Genomic DNA, 16,796 nt, shown 5'->3' on the forward strand with positions numbered 1-16,796 from the left:
CCGCCGCGGGGCGCGACCAGCCCCCACCGGCCCGCACCCGCCGACGAGAGCGCACCTGGCAGACGAGAAGGCGGATCCCGCCGAGCCGAACGCAGAGGTACAGTCGGAGACGCTCCGCACCCCCAGCAAGATGAGGCCCCGTGCTGACCCAGACCACCACCCGGGTCCTCGAACCGAGTGACCTGGACGCCGCCCTCGCCGTGCTCGACCGCGACCCCGTCGCGAACGCCTTCGTGACGGCCCGCGTCCGCATCGCGGGCCTCGACCCCTGGCGGCTCGGCGGCGAGATGTGGGGCTGGTACGAGGACGGCATGCTCCAGTCCCTGTGCTACGCGGGCGCCAACCTCGTCCCGATCTGCGCCACCGACCGCGCCGTACGAGGCTTCGCCGACCGCGCCCGCCGGGCCGGCCGCCGCTGCTCCTCCATCGTGGGCCCGGCGGAGCCCACCGCCCGCCTGTGGCAGCTGCTCGAACCCAGCTGGGGCCCGGCCCGCGAGGTCCGCGCCCGCCAGCCGCTCATGGTCACCGACCGGATGCCCGCCGACATCGCCCCCGACCCGTACGTCCGCCGCGTCCGCAAGGACGAGATGGACACGATCATGCCCGCGTGCGTGGCCATGTTCACCGAGGAGGTCGGCGTCTCCCCGCTGGCCGGCGACGGCGGACTGCTCTACCAGGCCCGGGTCGCCGAACTGGTCGGCTCCGGCCGCTCCTTCGCCCGCCTCGACGAGCACGGCAAGGTCGCCTTCAAGGCCGAGATCGGCGCCGCGACCGCCGACGCCTGCCAGATCCAGGGCGTCTGGGTCGCCCCCGAGTACCGCGGCCGCGGCCTCGCCGCCCCCGGCATGGCGGCCGTCCTGCGCTACGCGCTCGCCGACGTCGCCCCCGTCGTCAGCCTCTACGTGAACGACTTCAACACTCCGGCCCGCGCCGCCTACCGCCGCGTGGGATTCCAGGAGGTCGGAGCGTTCATGAGCGTCCTGTTCTAGGAGCACGGCCCCCCGGGTACGCTCCGGGCATGCCGCACCGGAACCGCACGGACGACACCGTCACCATCGGCCACCTCGACCTGAGCAGCCGCGTCGACGAGGCCCTCGCCGTCCAGGCCCATGCCTTCGGACTCAGCGACGACGAGATCGCCGTACGCCGCCAGATCGTGCTGCGACACATGACGTACCCGGGCGCCCGCGCGCTCGGCGCGACCACCGAGAGCGGCCGCCTCGTCGGCTTCGTCTACGGCATGCCCAACGACCGCCTGCACTGGTGGTCCACCGTCGTCGAGCCGTACCTGCGCGCCCGCGGCACCGAGGACTGGCTCGACGACTCCTTCGTCATCACCGAGCTGCACGTCCACCCCGGCTACCAGAACCGCGGCATCGGCCGCACCCTCATCACCACGATCACCGACACCGCCCTCCAGCCCCGCTCGATCCTCTCCGCGATCGACCACGAGAGCCCGGCCCGGGGCCTGTACCGCTCGCTCGGCTACGAGGACCTCGCCCGGCAGGTCGTCTTCCCGAGCGCTCCGAAGCCGTACGCGGTGATGGGCGCCCCCCTCCCGCTGCGGCGGAACGCATAACCGATTTCCGGCGGCGGCGGCGGCCCGGCTAACCTCCAGGGACCACCCTTTCGCAGCAGGAGTCACAAATCATGGCCAAGGTCCAGGTCCAGCGCATGTCCCGGTTGATGGTGAAGACCCTGCGCGACGACCCGGCGGACGCCGAGGTGCTGAGCCACAAGCTCCTCGTCCGCGCCGGTTACGTGCGCCGCACCGCCGCCGGCGTCTGGTCCTGGCTGCCGCTCGGCCGCAAGGTCTACGCCAACGTCGAGCGCGTCGTCCGCGAGGAGATGGACGCCATCGGCGCCCAGGAGGTCCTGCTCCCCGCCCTGCTGCCCAAGGAGCCCTACGAGGCGACCGGCCGCTGGGAGGAGTACGGCGCCGAGCTGTTCCGCCTCAACGACCGCAAGGGCGGCGACTACCTCCTCGGCCCGACCCACGAGGAGATCTTCACCCAGCTGGTCAAGGACCAGTGCACGTCCTACAAGGACCTGCCGGTGATCCTCTACCAGATCCAGACCAAGTACCGCGACGAGGCCCGCCCCCGCGCCGGCATCCTGCGCGGCCGCGAGTTCCAGATGAAGGACTCCTACTCCTTCGACCTGGAGGACGAGGGCCTGGCCCAGTCCTACGCGCTGCACCGCGCCGCCTACCAGCGCATCTTCGAGCGACTCGGCCTCGACTACCGCATCTGCGCCGCCACCGCCGGCGCCATGGGCGGCTCCAAGTCCGAGGAGTTCCTCGCCCCGGCCGCGGCCGGCGAGGACACCTTCGCCGACTGCCCGAACTGTGAGTACGCGGCGAACACCGAGGCCGTCTCCTTCGAGCTGAAGGCCGTGGACGCGGCCGGCGTGCCCGCCCTCGAGGAGATCCCCACCCCGGACACCCCCACGATCGAGACGCTCGCCGCGCACCTCGGCGTCGAGGCCTCCGCCACCCTCAAGAACCTCCTCGTGAAGGTCGACGGCGAGATCGTCGCCGTCGGCGTCCCCGGCGACCGCGAGGTCGACATGGACAAGGTCGAGGCCCACTTCGCCCCGGCCACCGTCGAGCTCGTCACCGCCGAGGACTTCACCGACCGCCCCGACCTCGTGCGCGGCTACGTCGGCCCGCAGGGCCTGGAGAAGGTCCAGTACCTCGCCGACCCCCGCGTCGCCCCCGGCACCTCCTGGATCACCGGTGCCAACAAGGACGGCGTGCACGCGAAGAACGTCGTCGCGGGCCGTGACTTCGAGGTCGACGCCTACGTCGACGTCGTGGTCGTCCAGGAAGGCGACCCCTGCCCCAACTGCGGCACCGGCCTGAAGCTGGACCGCGCCATCGAGATCGGCCACATCTTCCAGCTCGGCCGCAAGTACGCCGACGCCTTCCAGCTCGACGTCCTCGGCCAGAACGGCAAGCCGGTCCGCGTCACGATGGGCTCCTACGGCATCGGCGTCTCCCGCGCCGTCGCCGCGCTCGCCGAGCAGCACGCCGACGACAAGGGCCTGGTCTGGCCCGCCGAGATCGCCCCGGCCGACGTCCACGTCGTCGCCGCCGGCAAGGCGCTCCAGACCGAGCTGGCCCTCGAGGTCTCCGACAAGCTGGCCGCCGCCGGTGTCCGTGTCCTGGTCGACGACCGCCCCGGCATCTCGCCCGGCGTCAAGTTCACCGACTCCGAGCTCATCGGCATCCCGCAGATCCTGGTCGCGGGCCGCCGCAGCGCCGACGGCATCGTCGAGCTCAAGGACCGCCGTACCGGCGAGCGCGAGGAACTCTCGGTCGAGGAAGCGGTAGCCCGCCTGACCTCCGCCTGATCCCGGACCCCCGGGCCACAGCGGTCTTGTACCGGACCGCGGCCCGGTGGGGGCTTGTCGCGCAGTTCCCCGCGCCCCTGATGAGGCTTCGCCTCATCGGGGAGATGCCACCCGAAGGGTGTGCATCTCAGGGGCGCGGGGCGGTGACATCAGCGGCTCCGCCGCGGGGCGCGACCAGCCACAACGGCGCAGCAGTCGTCGACGCGCGGCAAGCGGCAATTCGGTGTACGGACCCGCTCGGCGGAGCCTAGGGTCACGCCATGCCCGAACTGCAGCCCCTCCGAGCCGACCACGCGGACGCCGTGCTCAGCTTCGAGCGCGACAACCGCGCGTTCTTCGCACAGAGCGTCCCCGACCGCGGCGACACCTACTTCGAGGAGTTCGCGGCCCGCCACGCCGCGAACCTCGCGGAGCAGACCGAGGGCACGGCCCTCATGCACGTCCTGGTCACCGCCGAAGGCGAGATCATCGGCCGCTTCAACCTCTACGACCCGGCCGACGGCAGCGCCGAACTGGGCTTCCGCATGGCCGAGCACGCCACGGGCAGGGGCCTCGCCACCGCGGCCGTCCGCCGCCTGTTCACCCTGGCCCGCGAGGAGTACGCCCTCACCCGCGTCACCGCGGCGGCCGAACCCGAGAACCGGGCGTCCCGCGCCGTCCTCCTGCGCACGGGCTTCCACCCCACCGGCACCACGACCCGCTCGGGCCGCCCCTGCGTCGAGTACGCCCGCACGCTGTAGCGGTCAGAGCCAACCCGCGAACTCCAGCAGGTTCTCCGCGTCGCCGGGACGGCCCACGCGCAGCGCCCGCACCCCGGACTCCACCGCACGGAACAGCGTCCAGCCGCGCAGCCGCTCCTGGTCCACGTCGAGGGACTCGGCGAGCTTGCGCACGCGGCGCCGGGTGATCGCCGGGCCGGACGGGGAGCCGATCAGGTCCTCGACCCGGTCGCGCACCAGACGGGCCAGATCGAAGGCGCACTCGCCGACCACCGGGTCCGGACCGATCGCCAGCCACGGCACCCGCTCACCCGCGAGCACCTTGCTCTGCCGGAACGTGCCGTGCAGCAGCCGCAGCTCCGGCGGCGCCGCCACCAGCTCGTCCCGGGCCGTCAGCGCCGCGTCCACCAGCGGCGCCACCTCGGGGAAGCCGTCGGCCGTCGCCCGCATCAGAGTGGCCTGCCGGCCCGTGCGCTCGGGCACCGTCTCGCAGTTGCGGCCCGCCGGCGGGTCGACCCAGAGCCGGCGCAGCGTGCCCGCCGCCTCCAGGAGCGCCTTGGCCTCGGGCAGCGTACGGACCGAGACCTCGGGGTGCAGCCGCTCCAGGAGCAGCGCGCCGTCGCTCGGGCCCGGGTCGAGGAGCCGCACCGCGCCGAAGCCGTCCCAGTGCGTCAGCGCGGCCCGCTCCGCCTCCGGCCGGAACCGCTCGGGCGCCAGCTTCAGCACGGCCGGGGTGCCGTCGGCGGTGCGCACATGGGCGACCAGGCCGCTGCGGCCGCCGGGCAGATGGATCCGCTCGACGTCGACCCCGCGCCGGGCCGCCGCCTCCTCCAGCAGGGTGCCGAGCCGGGCGAGCCACGCGGACGCCCCCTCGTCGGCCACCTCGCCGAGCGCGTTCACAAGGCGCGAAGGCGGTTCGAATGCCATGCGCGAGGATTCCCTTCCGAAGACTGCTCAGGTACCGGGTGCCACCGACGATCCGGAGGCCGAGGCGGACGGCACCGCGGCCCGTTCGGTGAGCCCAGGGAAGGCTACGCTGCCGCCGCGCCAGCGCACCGCACGGACCGCCGCCTCCCGCAGCGCATCGGCCGCACCCCGGCGCCGGTCCCCGCTCGCGGCCCGGACGAGATCCGAGTACACGCCCGCGACCTTGTCCTCGATGTCCGCGGCCAGCCGGGCCGCGGCCGCCGAGTCCGGCACCGGGAACGGCAGCGCGTACGCCCCGGCGGACTCCTCCGGCTTCGCTCCCAAGTCCCGTACCGTGCGCCGCAGTTCGTCCCTGCGCGCCCGGTGCACGTCGTACGCGGCGCGGGCCTCGGAGCGCCGGCCCTCGCGGATCCGGCCGCCGACCACCCCGTACCCGTACACCGCCGCGTGCTCGGCGCGCAGCGCGGCCTGCACCGCCGCGAGCAGCTCGTCGTTCTCCGCCATGCCGGTCAGCCTTCCGTCAGCAGGTACGCGTGCGCGGCGCCGGCCGCGGCCACCGAGGCGAGCAGCCGCGCGAGCTCGGCCGGGGCGTCCACCAGCGCGGCGAGACGCCGGTCCGACAGCTCGCGCTCGGCCGCCGCGAGCGCCTTGAGGACGTCCTCCTCGGCGACCGGGCTCGTCGTCGGAGCGGGCGCGCCCGCCATCCGGCTCGGCACCGCCGCCCCGCCGAAGGCCTGCGCGTGCCGCTCGATCTCGCCCCGCAGCGGCCCGAGCCGCCCCGCGAGCCCCGGACGGGCGGTGAGGGCGTCGTCGTAGCGCCCGAGCAGGTCCGCGCTGTCCCGCGCCGCCTGCGTACGCATCCGCCGCTCCTGCGAGACGGACGGGGCGCCGCTGCCGCCCTCGGCACCGTCACCGCCGCCCGAGCACGCGGTCAGCAGGGCGCCCGCCCCGGCCAGCGAGGCGAGCAGGGTCCTACGGCGTGGCCCGGGCGGGACCAGGGGGATGAGCGGCACGGCGGACGTCCTCGGCGGGAAGACCGGAAAGAGCTCCGGAAACGATTCGGCAGTATGAGCGATGGGTGACCCGAAGATCACCGTACCTTCGGCCCCCGCCCGGTGGACGGCAACACCCCCCTGGACCGGATACCCTTTGACCTGACGCGCAAGGATTGTCAGCGACCACAACAGCACACGCGGCCGAGGAGTCACCCGGATGAGCACCACCCAGAACGAGAGGCTGCGGGAACTACTGGAACCGCTCGTCAGCTCACAGGGGCTCGATCTCGAAGAGATCGAAGTGGCCTCGGTCGGACGCAAGCGGGTGCTGCGCGTCGTCGTGGACTCCGAGGAGGGCGCCGATCTGGACGCCGTCGCCGATGTGAGCCGCGCGCTCTCGGCGAAGCTCGACGAGTCCGACGTGATGGGCGACGGCGAGTACGAGCTCGAGGTCGGCACGCCCGGCGCCGAGCGCGCGCTGACCGAGCACCGTCACTACCTCCGCGCGACGGACCGCCTCGTGAAGTTCCAGCTGACCGACGGCGGCGAAGTCACCGCGCGCATCCTCCAGGTGGACGACGAGGGTCTGGACCTGGAGGTCCCGGGCGTGAAGGGCCGCAAGGCCACCGCCCGCAGGCTCGGCTTCACGGACATCGCCAAGGCGCGGGTCCAGGTCGAGTTCAACCGCAAGAACGCGAACGAAGACAAGAACGAAGAGGAGGCGTAGCCGTGGACATCGACATGAGTGCCCTGCGGGGTCTGGTCCGTGAGAAGGAGATCTCCTTCGACCTGCTGGTCGAGGCGATCGAATCGGCCCTCCTCATCGCCTACCACCGCACCGAGGGAAGCCGCCGCCACGCGCGCGTGAAGCTCGACCGCGAGAGCGGACACGTGACGGTCTGGGCGAAGGAGGACGCGGACGACCTGGAAGAGGGTCAGGAGCCGCGCGAGTTCGACGACACGCCCTCGGACTTCGGCCGTATCGCCGCGACGACCGCCAAGCAGGTCATCCTGCAGCGGCTGCGCGACGCCGAGGACGACGCGACGCTCGGCGAGTACGCGGGCCGCGAGGGCGACATCGTGATGGGCGTCGTCCAGCAGGGCCGCGACCCGAAGAACGTGCTGGTCGACATCGGCAAGCTGGAAGCCATCCTGCCGGTGCAGGAGCAGGTGCCGGGCGAGGAGTACCCGCACGGCATGCGCCTGCGTTCGTACGTCGTCCGGGTCGCCAAGGGTGTGCGCGGTCCGTCCGTGACGCTGTCGCGCACGCACCCGAACCTGGTCAAGAAGCTCTTCGCGCTCGAGGTGCCGGAGATCGCCGACGGGTCCGTCGAGATCGCCGCCATCGCCCGCGAGGCCGGCCACCGTACGAAGATCGCCGTCCGCTCCACCCGGAGCGGGCTCAACGCCAAGGGCGCCTGCATCGGCCCCATGGGCGGCCGTGTGCGCAATGTCATGGGCGAGCTCAACGGCGAGAAGATCGACATCGTCGACTGGTCCGACGACCCGGCCGACATGGTGGCCAACGCGCTGTCCCCGGCCCGCGTCTCGAAGGTCGAGATCGTGGACCTGGGTGCCCGCTCGGCCCGGGTGACCGTGCCCGACTACCAGCTCTCCCTCGCCATCGGCAAGGAGGGCCAGAACGCCCGGCTCGCGGCCCGGCTCACCGGCTGGCGCATCGACATCCGGCCGGACACCGAGCAGCCCGCACCGGGCTCGGGGGAATAAATCCGGGCGCTGTGCGCTTGGATCACGACAGAATGTAACGAGACAGCCGTTCGATTTTTCCCCCAAAGGGGTGAGGTCGGTACGGGGAGGTAGACTTCATCGTGTCTGGCCGGACGCACGTCGGCGCATGCCCTGAGCGAACCTGCGTGGGTTGCCGGGAGCGAGCGGCCAAGAGCGATCTGCTGCGGATCGTGGTGATCGAGGGCGCGTGCGTCCCCGATGATCGCGGTACGCTGCCCGGCCGGGGTGCGTACGTGCACCCCGCCCAGGTCTGTTTCGACCAGGCGGTCCGCCGTCGGGCCTTCCAGCGGGCGTTCAAGGCCCCTGGGCCGTTCGACACGGAGGCGCTGAGCCACCGGGTCGGACGGGCAACACCGTAAGAAGCGCCGCGCGGATCCTCCGTGCGGCCCTGGTATTCCGCGAGTTGGAAGTAGGTCGAGATTGCGATGAGCACTCGATGAGCACGCGATGAGTACGCCCATGAAGTAGCGACGGTCCGGCGTAACCCGGACCTAAAAGGAGCGAAGTGGCTAAGGTCCGGGTATACGAGCTCGCCAAGGAGTTCGGTGTAGAGAGCAAGGTCGTCATGGCCAAGCTCCAGGAACTCGGTGAATTCGTCCGTTCGGCGTCCTCGACGATCGAGGCGCCGGTCGTGCGCAAGTTGACTGATGCCCTCCAGCAGGGCAATGGCGGCGGCAAGCCCGCCGCACGCAAGGCCGCGCCCGCGAAGCCCGCGGCGCCGCGTCCCACCCCTTCCCCCGCGCAGGCCGCGAAGCCTGCCGCGCCGCGCCCGCCGGCCCCCAAGCCGGCCGCCGCGGAGAAGCCCGCCGCCTCGGCCCCCGCGCCGGGTCCGCGTCCGGGTCCGAAGCCGGCCCCGAAGCCGGTCACGCCGGCTCCGGCCGCGCCCGAGTTCACGGCGCCCCCCGCGGCTCCCGCCGCCCCGGCCGCTCCGGCTGCCGGTGCTGCGCGTCCGGCGGCCCGTCCCGGCGCCCCGAAGCCCGGTGGCCGTCCGGCCCCCGCTCAGGGCGGCCAGGGTGGTCAGGGTCAGCGCGGTGACCGTCAGGGCGCCCAGCGTCCCGGCGGCCAGGGTGCTCCCCGTCCCGGTGGCGCCCGTCCCGCGGGCCCGCGTCCGGGCAACAACCCCTTCACGTCCGGCGGTTCCACCGGCATGGCGCGCCCGCAGGCGCCCCGTCCCGGCGGCGCCCCGCGTCCCGGTGGCCCCGGTGGCGCCCCGGGCGGTCCGCGTCCGCAGGGCGGCGGCCAGGGCGGCCCCCGTCCGCAGGGTCAGGGCGGCGCCCGTCCGACCCCGGGCGGCATGCCTCGTCCGCAGGGCGGCGCGGGCGGTCCGCGTCCCGGCGGTGCCCCCGGTGGTAACCGTCCGAACCCGGGCATGATGCCGCAGCGTCCCGCTGCCGGCCCGCGTCCCGGTGGTGGCCCCGGCGGTGGCCGTGGTCCCGGTGGTGGCGGCGGTCGTCCCGGTGGTGGCGGCGGCGGTCGTCCCGGCTTCGCCGGTCGTCCGGGCGGTCCCGGTGGCGGTGGCGGCGGCTTCGCCGGTCGTCCCGGTGGCGGCGGCGGTGGCGGCGGCTTCGCCGGTCGTCCCGGTGGCGGTGGCGGTTTCGCCGGTCGTCCCGGTGGCGGTCGTCCCGGTGGTCCCGGTGCCCGTGGTGGCACGCAGGGTGCGTTCGGCCGTCCCGGCGGGCCCGCCCGTCGTGGTCGCAAGTCGAAGCGTCAGAGGCGCCAGGAGTACGAGGCCATGCAGGCCCCGTCGGTGGGCGGCGTCATGCTGCCTCGCGGCAACGGACAGACCGTCCGCCTGTCGCGCGGTGCCTCGCTGACCGACTTCGCGGAGAAGATCGGCGCCAACCCGGCCTCGCTCGTCGCCGTGATGATGAACCTCGGCGAGATGGTCACTGCCACGCAGTCCGTCTCCGACGAGACCCTCCAGCTGCTCGCGGGCGAGATGAACTACGTCCTCGAGGTCGTCAGCCCGGAGGAGGAGGACCGCGAGCTGCTCGAGTCCTTCGACATCGAGTTCGGCGAGGACGAGGGCGGCGAGGACATGCTCATGTCCCGTCCGCCGGTCGTCACCGTCATGGGTCACGTCGACCACGGTAAGACCCGCCTGCTCGACACCATCCGCAAGACGAACGTCGTCGCGGGCGAGGCCGGCGGCATCACGCAGCACATCGGTGCGTACCAGGTCACGACGGAGGTGAACGAGGAGGAGCGCAAGATCACCTTCATCGACACCCCCGGTCACGAGGCCTTCACCGCCATGCGTGCCCGTGGTGCGAAGTCGACCGACATCGCGATCCTCGTGGTCGCGGCCAACGACGGCGTCATGCCCCAGACGGTCGAGGCGCTCAACCACGCCAAGGCCGCCGAGGTCCCGATCGTCGTCGCGGTCAACAAGATCGACGTCGAGGGTGCCGACCCGACCAAGGTGCGCGGTCAGCTGACCGAATACGGCCTGGTGGCCGAGGAGTACGGCGGCGACACCATGTTCGTCGACATCTCCGCCAAGCAGGGCCTCAACATCGAGCAGCTGCTCGAGGCCGTGGTCCTGACCGCGGACGCCTCGCTCGACCTGCGGGCCAACCCGGAGCAGGACGCGCAGGGTATTGCGATCGAGTCGCACCTCGACCGTGGCCGCGGTGCCGTCTCGACGGTCCTGGTCCAGCGCGGCACGCTGCGCATCGGCGACACCATGGTGGTCGGCGACGCGTACGGCCGTGTCCGGGCGATGCTCGACGACAACGGCAACAACGTCGAGGAAGCGGGTCCCTCGACCCCCGTCCTCGTGCTCGGTCTCACCAACGTCCCGGGTGCCGGCGACAACTTCCTGGTGGTCGACGAGGACCGTACGGCCCGTCAGATCGCCGAGAAGCGTGCCGCTCGCGAGCGCAACGCCAACTTCGCGCGCCGCGGCGTCCGGTTCTCCCTGGAGAACCTGGACGAGGCCCTCAAGGCCGGTCTGGTGCAGGAGCTCAACCTCATCATCAAGGGCGACGCGTCCGGTTCGGTGGAGGCTCTCGAGTCCTCGCTGCTCCAGCTCGACGTCGGTGAAGAGGTCGACATCCGTGTCCTGCACCGCGGTGTGGGTGCGGTCACCGAGTCCGACATCAACCTGGCGACCGGCTCCGACGCCATCGTCATCGGCTTCAACGTCCGGGCAGCCGGCCGTGCGCAGCAGATGGCGGAGCGCGAGGGCGTCGACGTCCGGTACTACTCGGTGATCTACCAGGCCATCGAGGAGATCGAGGCGGCCCTCAAGGGCATGCTCAAGCCGGAGTACGAAGAGGTCGAGCTCGGCACGGCGGAGATCCGCGAGGTCTTCAAGTCGTCCAAGCTGGGCAACATCGCCGGTGTGCTCGTCCGGTCCGGAGAGGTCAAGCGCAACACCAAGGCGCGCCTGCTGCGCGATGGCAAGGTCATCGCGGAGAGCCTCAACATCTCCGGTCTGCGTCGCTTCAAGGACGACGTCACCGAGATCCGCGAAGGGTTCGAGGGCGGTATCAACCTCGGCAACTTCAACGACATCAAGGTCGACGACGTCATCGCGACGTACGAGATGCGCGAGAAGCCGCGCGTCTGACCGATGTGGTAAGCGATCGGGGCCGGTCGACGGAACTTATTTCCGTCGATCGGCCCCGGCCGTTGCGTGTACGGTTCCCGTATCGGCGTCAGCTTGTGGCGCCTTTACGAACCCGAACCGGCGGGACATCCGGACACACATGTATGTGGGGACTCTGTCCTTCGATCTGCTCCTCGGCGACGTCCACTCGCTGAAGGAGAAACGCTCCATCGTTCGCCCCATCGTGGCCGAGCTCCAGCGCAAGTACGCGGTGAGCGCGGCGGAGACGGGCGACCAGGACCTCCATCGCAGGGCCGAGATCGGGCTCGCGCTGGTCTCCGGGGACACGGGACACCTCAGCGACGTACTGGACCGCTGCGAGCGGCTGGTCGCCGCCCGGCCCGAGGTGGAACTGCTCTCGGTTCGACGCAGGCTCCACAGCGACGAAGACTGAAGCAAGAAGCAAGACAGTTACTAAGGAGACGGACCAGTGGCCGACAACGCGCGCGCCAAGAGGCTGGCGGACCTCATCCGAGAGGTGGTGGCCCAGAAGCTGCAGCGTGGGATCAAGGACCCGCGGCTCGGCACCCATGTCACCATCACGGACACCCGCGTCACGGGTGACCTGCGAGAGGCCACCGTCTTCTACACGGTGTACGGGGACGACGAGGAGCGGGCCGAGGCTGCCGCCGGTCTGGAGAGCGCCAAGGGCGTCCTGCGTTCCGCGGTGGGTGCCGCGGCCGGCGTGAAGTTCACGCCGACCCTCACCTTCGTGGCGGACGCCCTGCCGGACAACGCCCGCACCATCGAGGACCTCCTCGACAAGGCACGGGCCTCGGACGCCGAGGTGCGCCAGGCGTCCGCCGGTGCCGCCTTCGCGGGCGACGCCGACCCGTACAAGAAGCCGGAAGACGACGCCGCCGAGGACGAGACGGACGGCGACGCCTGAGCATGTCCGACCGCACCCCTCCGCCCGACGGCCTGGTCATTGTCGACAAGCCGTCGGGCTTCACCTCGCACGACGTCGTGGCCAAGATGCGCGGGATCGCCAGGACCCGCCGCGTCGGCCACGCGGGCACCCTCGACCCGATGGCGACGGGCGTCCTCGTGCTCGGCGTCGAGCGTGCCACCAAGCTTCTCGGTCACCTCGCGCTGACCGAGAAGGAGTACCTCGGCACGATCCGGCTCGGGCAGAACACGCTCACCGACGACGCCGAGGGCGACCTCACCTCGTCCACGGACGCCTCCGGAGTGCGGCGCGACGCCGTCGACGCGGGCGTCGCCAAGCTGACCGGCGCCATCATGCAGGTGCCGTCCAAGGTCAGCGCCATCAAGATCAACGGCGTGCGCTCGTACAAGCGCGCCCGTGAGGGCGAGGAGTTCGAGATCCCGGCCCGGCCGGTCACCGTCTCCTCCTTCCAGGTCTACGACATGAGGGACGCCGTCGCCGAGGACGGGACCCCCGTGGTCGACCTCGTGGTGTCCGTCGTCTGCTCGTCCGGCACCTACATCCGGGCCCTCGCCCGCGACCTCGGCGCGGACCTCGGCGTCGGCGGCCATCTGACCGCCCTGCGCCGGACCCGGGTCGGGCCCTACAAGCTCGACGGGGCCAAGACCCTGGACCAGCTCCAGGAGTCGTTCGCCGTGATGCCGGTGGCCGACGCCGCGAGCGCCGCGTTCCCGCGCTGGGACGTCGACGCGCGCCGCGCCAAGCTGCTCCTGAACGGGGTGCGCCTGGAGATGCCCGCCGAGTACGCGGACGCCGGTCCCGTCGCCGTCTTCGGCGCCGACGGCACCTTCCTGGCCCTCGTCGAGGAGTCCAAGGGCAAGGCGAAGAGCCTGGCCGTCTTCGCCTGACGGTCTCCTCGGCCGACGGTCTCCTCGGCCGACGGCTTCCCCGCCGAACGGCGGACGCCGATGAAGCGGCGGGCATCCGGACCCCGGGTGCCCGCCGCTCCACGTTCCCCCTCCATGAGGTCTGTCCGCCAGGCCGGTCGAGTTCACCCCATCGAGCGGGCGCTCGGAGTGAATCAGGGGAGCGCAGGGGGGCGCGTTCGCCGCGCGCGCTGTCCTGCTGATCATTGCGCGCCTACCGTCGAGGGGACGGGGGGTGGCGGAGAGCGGCGGGAGGTTCAGCGGCATGGTCGATCCGCCGCTGGTTCGGATCTGTGATCTGGCCGGGCGCCCGCGCGGAGCGGGCTTCGCCGTGGACGACCAGGGGACCGTGGTCACCGGTCACGAAGCGGTGGACGGGCTCGGCCGCCTCGTGCTGCACGCACCCGGCGGCGCCACCTGCGTCGTGGGCCCCGAAGCCGTCCACGCCCTGCCCCACCTCGGCCTCGCCCTCGTGCGCACCGAAGGACTCGGCGTCCCCCCGCTGCCCGTCGCCGCCGGCGGACCCCTGCCCACCGGGGCCTACGTGCGGATCCCGGCCGGCGGCTGGCGCGAGGCCCGGGTGCTCGGCCACGGCCCCGCGCACTACACCGCGGGCGACGGCCCCCATCCGCTCGACGAGGTCATGGAGCTCGCCGTCGGCACCGCCGGCGCGGACGCCCTGGCACCGGGTGGCGGCGCCGCGGGCGGACCGGTCCTGGACGCCGTCACGGGCGCCGTCGTCGCCGTCCTCGGCACCGCCCTGCACACCGGCCACCGTGCCGCGGGACTCGCCGTCCCGCTGCGCACGGCCGCCGCCGACCCGCAGGGCCCCCTCGCCGCACTCCTGGCCCGCAACGCGGTCACCGTCGCCGCCTACGGGGACGAACTGAACGTCGCGGGTGTCCTGCAGCTCGCCGCCGTCTCGGTCGGCAGCGAGGGGCCCGCCGCCGACGGCGCCCCGGACCCGGTCGAACGACCCGACGTCGTACGGGAACTGGCCGCGTTCGCCGCCGGACCGGCACGGCTGCTCGCGCTCGTCGGGGACCCCGGCAGCGGACGCACCACGGAGCTCGCGGCCCTCGCCGCGCGCCGGGGCGCCGGGGCGGGCGCCGCGCCCACGCTCTGGCTGCGCGGCGCCGACCTGGGCGGCGGCGACGCCTCCGTCGCGCAGGCCGTCGGACGCGCCCTGGAGCGGGCGGGCCGGATCGTCGCCGCCACCCGTGAGGTGGAGCCCGGCGAGCTCGGAGACCTGTCGCCCGCGCGCGTCGCCCGGATCGCCGCCGACGCCGGGCGCCCCCTGACGCTGGTGCTCGACGGGCCCGAGGAGATGCCGCCCGTGCTCGCCCACCGGCTCGCCGCCTGGTCGCGGGGCACCGAGCGCTGGCTCGCCGAGTCCGGAGTCCGGCTCGTCGTGGCCTGCCGCGGGGAGTACTGGGAGCAGGCAGGCCGGCTCTTCGGCCCCGGGGCGCTGCACGGGCGGGCCGGGCGGCTGCCCGCCTGCGTCCGGATCGGGGACCTCGACGACGAGCGGGCCCGGGAGCGGTTCGGGATCCCCGAGGGCGCCCTCCACCCGGCGGACGCCCGGCATCCGCTGGCGCTGCGGCTGCTGCGGGACGTGCGGGCGGCGCTGCCCGGGGAGGTGCCCGGGCGCCCGGACCGGGACGAGGTCTTCGGGGCGTACCTGGACCTGATGTGCCTGCGGGTGGCCGTACGGCTCGCCGCTCCCGCCGGGCTGCGGGGCGCGGCGGTGCGGCGGCTCGCGGCGCGGGTCTGCGGGCAGCTGCACGAGGCGGCCCGCAGCTGTCTCGGGCCCGGGCAGGGGGAGCTGGACCGGGCCGCGTTCGAGGAGCTGTTCCCCTGGGGGGCGCGGCACGGGGTGAGCGGGTGGGCGTCCGCCGTGCTCACCGAGGGGGTGCTGGTGCCGGCGGGGAGCGGGTACCGGTTCGCGCACGAGGAGGTGGCCGACTGGATCCAGGGCATGCACCTGGATCTGGACGGGGCGCTGGAGGCGCTGGTGTTCCGGCGGCGGGGCGGGTCCGCCGTGCCGGTGCCCCGGCATCGGGCGGGGCCCGTGGTGCGGGCCCTTCTGCTGCTCGGGCGGCAGCGGGGGCCTGCCGAACTGGGGGAGCGGCTCGCGGAGTTGACGGCCTGGCTGCCGGGAGGTGGGCGAGGCGAGGGCGAGGCCGCCGACGAGGAGGCCGAGTGGTGGGCCGGGCATCTGGTCGCGGAGGTGCTGTCGCGCGTTCCGGACGCCGAGCCGTATCTGCCCGTGCTGCGCGAGCTCGCCGACGGCGGGGCCTTCGGGCCCTGGTTCTGGACGCGGGTCCCGGTGTCGGACGGCGCCCGGTTCGCGCTGCTGCGGCGGCTCGTCGTACACGACCCCTCACCCGGTGAGGGGCACCGCTACCTGGACACCGTTGCCGAGCTCCTGGCCGCCGCGCCCGCCGCCGCGCAACGGCAGCTCACCACCTGGTTCGACGACGAGCGGGCCCTGCCCGCGCTGCCCGACGCCACCGTCGCGACCGCCGCCCAGGCCCTGCTCCACACCCACCGCCACCGCGCCGTCGACGACCTCACCGAGGCGCTCGTCGACTGCCCGCACCCGCGCGCCGACGAACTGCTCACCGTGCTCGCCGACGAGGAACCCTCCGCGCTGTGCCGGGCCGTCGACCGCTGGGCGCACGACGAGCGGCTCGACCGGCACGTCGCCGCCCTCGCCTACGGGCTGCGCGTCCAGTCCCGGGCCACCAGCGACGCCGACCGCGGACTGCTGCGCTACGCGGCGCTCGCCCTGCTGGCCCGCCCCGGAGAGGACACGCTGCACGGCGCCGCCCTCGCCCTGCTCGTCCGCGACCCGCACTCCCGGCCCCAGTACCTCGCCCGGGCGCTGCGACGGTTCACCGCGGGGGACCCCCAGCTGCCCGCGTCCGCGCTCGCCCCGGCCCTGGAGACCCACCCCGAGCCGGTCCTCGACGCGTTCCGGTCCCGGCTCGACGGGCTCGGCCCCGGCGCCGGGGACCTCGTGCGCACCCTCGCCGACGTCACGACCCCCGCCCTGGCCCGCCGCGCCGCCGCGCTCGTCGGGGAGCTGGCCGCCGCGCACCCCGAAGGCGCCGCCCGGCACGCGGCCGCCTTCGTGGACCGGTGCCTGGAGCGCGGCCCCACCGGGCGCTCCGTCCTGCTGCCGCTCGCCCTGGAGCTGCTGCGCGCCCCATCGCCCGCCGTACGGGCCGCGCTCGCCCCCGTCCTCGCCGCGCCCGGCACCGCGGCCTCGCGCGGCCTGCGCGGGGAGCTGCTCGACGTCCTGCTCGGGCGGGAGAGCGACGCGGACGTGCTCGCCGCCGTGCTCGACGCGGCCGCACGGGGAGCCGTACGGCGCGGCCAGGCCCGGACCCGGGACCTCGTGCACCGCACCGGCACCCTGCTCGTCCGCACCCCCGAGGGCGCCGCCCGTTTCGACCGGGGCCTGGTGGAGCTGGCCGGGGCCGTCCCTGGCTTCGCCGCCCTCACCGCCCGCTGGCTCACCGCGGAGCCTGCCGACTGGGCCGCCCTGGTCGGGCCCAGCGCCCGCCGCACCATCGAGAGCGTGGCCGGGGCGAAGGTGCCCGCCTGAAGCCCGACGCC

Annotated in this window: 15 protein-coding genes; 12 read left to right on the plus strand and 3 right to left on the minus strand. The window is 73.6% G+C overall.

Translation table 11 applies throughout. The annotated features are described in order from the left end of the window. Positions 1–140: 140 nt before the first annotated feature. The 4 genes from ACIBTU_RS29470 (at position 141) to ACIBTU_RS29485 (ending at position 4,094) form a co-directional block, all read left to right on the plus strand. A complete protein-coding gene (locus tag ACIBTU_RS29470) occupies positions 141–989 on the plus strand; it encodes a GNAT family N-acetyltransferase (RefSeq protein ID WP_399129554.1) in 849 nt (282 codons plus the stop codon). A 29-nt stretch (positions 990–1,018) separates the two neighbouring features. Then, on the plus strand, positions 1,019–1,579 hold the full coding sequence (locus ACIBTU_RS29475) for a GNAT family N-acetyltransferase (protein ID WP_399129555.1): 561 nt from the start codon (positions 1,019–1,021) through the stop codon (positions 1,577–1,579). A gap of 71 nt (positions 1,580–1,650) precedes the next feature. After that, positions 1,651–3,354 (plus strand): proline--tRNA ligase, encoded by a 1,704-nt coding sequence (locus ACIBTU_RS29480; protein ID WP_399129556.1) that lies wholly within the window; start codon positions 1,651–1,653, stop codon positions 3,352–3,354. Positions 3,355–3,614: 260 nt separating this feature from the next. Continuing rightward, positions 3,615–4,094, plus strand: a complete 480-nt coding sequence (locus tag ACIBTU_RS29485; RefSeq protein ID WP_399129557.1) for a GNAT family N-acetyltransferase — start codon at positions 3,615–3,617, stop codon at positions 4,092–4,094. Positions 4,095–4,097: 3 nt separating this feature from the next. Here ACIBTU_RS29485 and ACIBTU_RS29490 read toward each other — a convergent pair whose 3' ends face one another. The 3 genes from ACIBTU_RS29490 to ACIBTU_RS29500 are packed head-to-tail and all read right to left on the minus strand — an operon-like array spanning position 4,098 to position 6,013. Further along, on the minus strand, positions 4,098–5,000 hold the full coding sequence (locus ACIBTU_RS29490; protein ID WP_399129559.1) for an aminoglycoside phosphotransferase family protein: 903 nt from the start codon (positions 4,998–5,000) through the stop codon (positions 4,098–4,100). 27 nt (positions 5,001–5,027) lie between these two features. Further along, positions 5,028–5,504: a ferritin-like domain-containing protein gene (locus ACIBTU_RS29495; protein ID WP_399129560.1), complete on the minus strand. Its 477-nt coding sequence runs from the start codon at positions 5,502–5,504 to the stop codon at positions 5,028–5,030. A gap of 5 nt (positions 5,505–5,509) precedes the next feature. Next, a complete protein-coding gene (locus ACIBTU_RS29500) occupies positions 5,510–6,013 on the minus strand; it encodes a hypothetical protein (protein WP_399129561.1) in 504 nt (167 codons plus the stop codon). A gap of 199 nt (positions 6,014–6,212) precedes the next feature. On the opposite strand from ACIBTU_RS29500, the gene rimP reads away from it, so the two are divergent. The 8 genes from rimP to ACIBTU_RS29540 all read left to right on the plus strand — a co-directional run bounded on the left by rimP (position 6,213) and on the right by ACIBTU_RS29540 (position 16,785). Continuing rightward, a complete protein-coding gene (gene rimP, locus ACIBTU_RS29505; RefSeq protein WP_399129563.1) occupies positions 6,213–6,722 on the plus strand; it encodes a ribosome maturation factor RimP in 510 nt (169 codons plus the stop codon). Between the two features lie 2 nt (positions 6,723–6,724). Continuing rightward, positions 6,725–7,723 (plus strand): transcription termination factor NusA, encoded by a 999-nt coding sequence (nusA, locus tag ACIBTU_RS29510; RefSeq protein ID WP_399129564.1) that lies wholly within the window; start codon positions 6,725–6,727, stop codon positions 7,721–7,723. A 101-nt stretch (positions 7,724–7,824) separates the two neighbouring features. Continuing rightward, positions 7,825–8,103 carry a YlxR family protein gene (locus ACIBTU_RS29515; protein ID WP_399129566.1) on the plus strand — a complete coding sequence of 93 codons (279 nt, stop codon included), beginning with the start codon at positions 7,825–7,827 and terminating at the stop codon, positions 8,101–8,103. A gap of 146 nt (positions 8,104–8,249) precedes the next feature. After that, complete coding sequence (gene infB / locus ACIBTU_RS29520) at positions 8,250–11,318, plus strand: translation initiation factor IF-2 (RefSeq protein WP_399129567.1); 3,069 nt, start codon at positions 8,250–8,252, stop codon at positions 11,316–11,318. A 139-nt stretch (positions 11,319–11,457) separates the two neighbouring features. Then, positions 11,458–11,751: a DUF503 domain-containing protein gene (locus ACIBTU_RS29525; protein ID WP_399129568.1), complete on the plus strand. Its 294-nt coding sequence runs from the start codon at positions 11,458–11,460 to the stop codon at positions 11,749–11,751. A 36-nt stretch (positions 11,752–11,787) separates the two neighbouring features. Continuing rightward, entirely contained in the window at positions 11,788–12,246 is a 459-nt protein-coding gene (gene rbfA / locus ACIBTU_RS29530) for a 30S ribosome-binding factor RbfA (RefSeq protein WP_399129569.1), read from the plus strand. 2 nt (positions 12,247–12,248) lie between these two features. Next, the gene (gene truB, locus ACIBTU_RS29535; protein ID WP_399129570.1) at positions 12,249–13,154 is read left to right on the plus strand and encodes a tRNA pseudouridine(55) synthase TruB; all 906 of its coding nucleotides are present in this window, start codon (positions 12,249–12,251) and stop codon (positions 13,152–13,154) included. A 283-nt stretch (positions 13,155–13,437) separates the two neighbouring features. Further along, a complete protein-coding gene (locus tag ACIBTU_RS29540; protein WP_399129571.1) occupies positions 13,438–16,785 on the plus strand; it encodes a trypsin-like peptidase domain-containing protein in 3,348 nt (1,115 codons plus the stop codon). Positions 16,786–16,796: the final 11 nt, after the last annotated feature.

The organism is Streptomyces sp. NPDC050145 (assembly GCF_044460245.1).
Taxonomy (GTDB): domain Bacteria; phylum Actinomycetota; class Actinomycetes; order Streptomycetales; family Streptomycetaceae; genus Streptomyces.

Coding starts and splice junctions, on each gene's coding strand:
- ACIBTU_RS29475 (WP_399129555.1), top strand. CDS start 1,019: ATGCCGCACCGGAACCGCACGGACGACACCGTCACCATCGGCCACCTC.
- ACIBTU_RS29480 (WP_399129556.1), top strand. CDS start 1,651: ATGGCCAAGGTCCAGGTCCAGCGCATGTCCCGGTTGATGGTGAAGACC.
- ACIBTU_RS29485 (WP_399129557.1), top strand. CDS start 3,615: ATGCCCGAACTGCAGCCCCTCCGAGCCGACCACGCGGACGCCGTGCTC.
- ACIBTU_RS29490 (WP_399129559.1), bottom strand. CDS start 5,000: ATGGCATTCGAACCGCCTTCGCGCCTTGTGAACGCGCTCGGCGAGGTG.
- ACIBTU_RS29495 (WP_399129560.1), bottom strand. CDS start 5,504: ATGGCGGAGAACGACGAGCTGCTCGCGGCGGTGCAGGCCGCGCTGCGC.
- rimP (WP_399129563.1), top strand. CDS start 6,213: ATGAGCACCACCCAGAACGAGAGGCTGCGGGAACTACTGGAACCGCTC.
- ACIBTU_RS29525 (WP_399129568.1), top strand. CDS start 11,458: ATGTATGTGGGGACTCTGTCCTTCGATCTGCTCCTCGGCGACGTCCAC.
- truB (WP_399129570.1), top strand. CDS start 12,249: ATGTCCGACCGCACCCCTCCGCCCGACGGCCTGGTCATTGTCGACAAG.
- ACIBTU_RS29540 (WP_399129571.1), top strand. CDS start 13,438: ATGGTCGATCCGCCGCTGGTTCGGATCTGTGATCTGGCCGGGCGCCCG.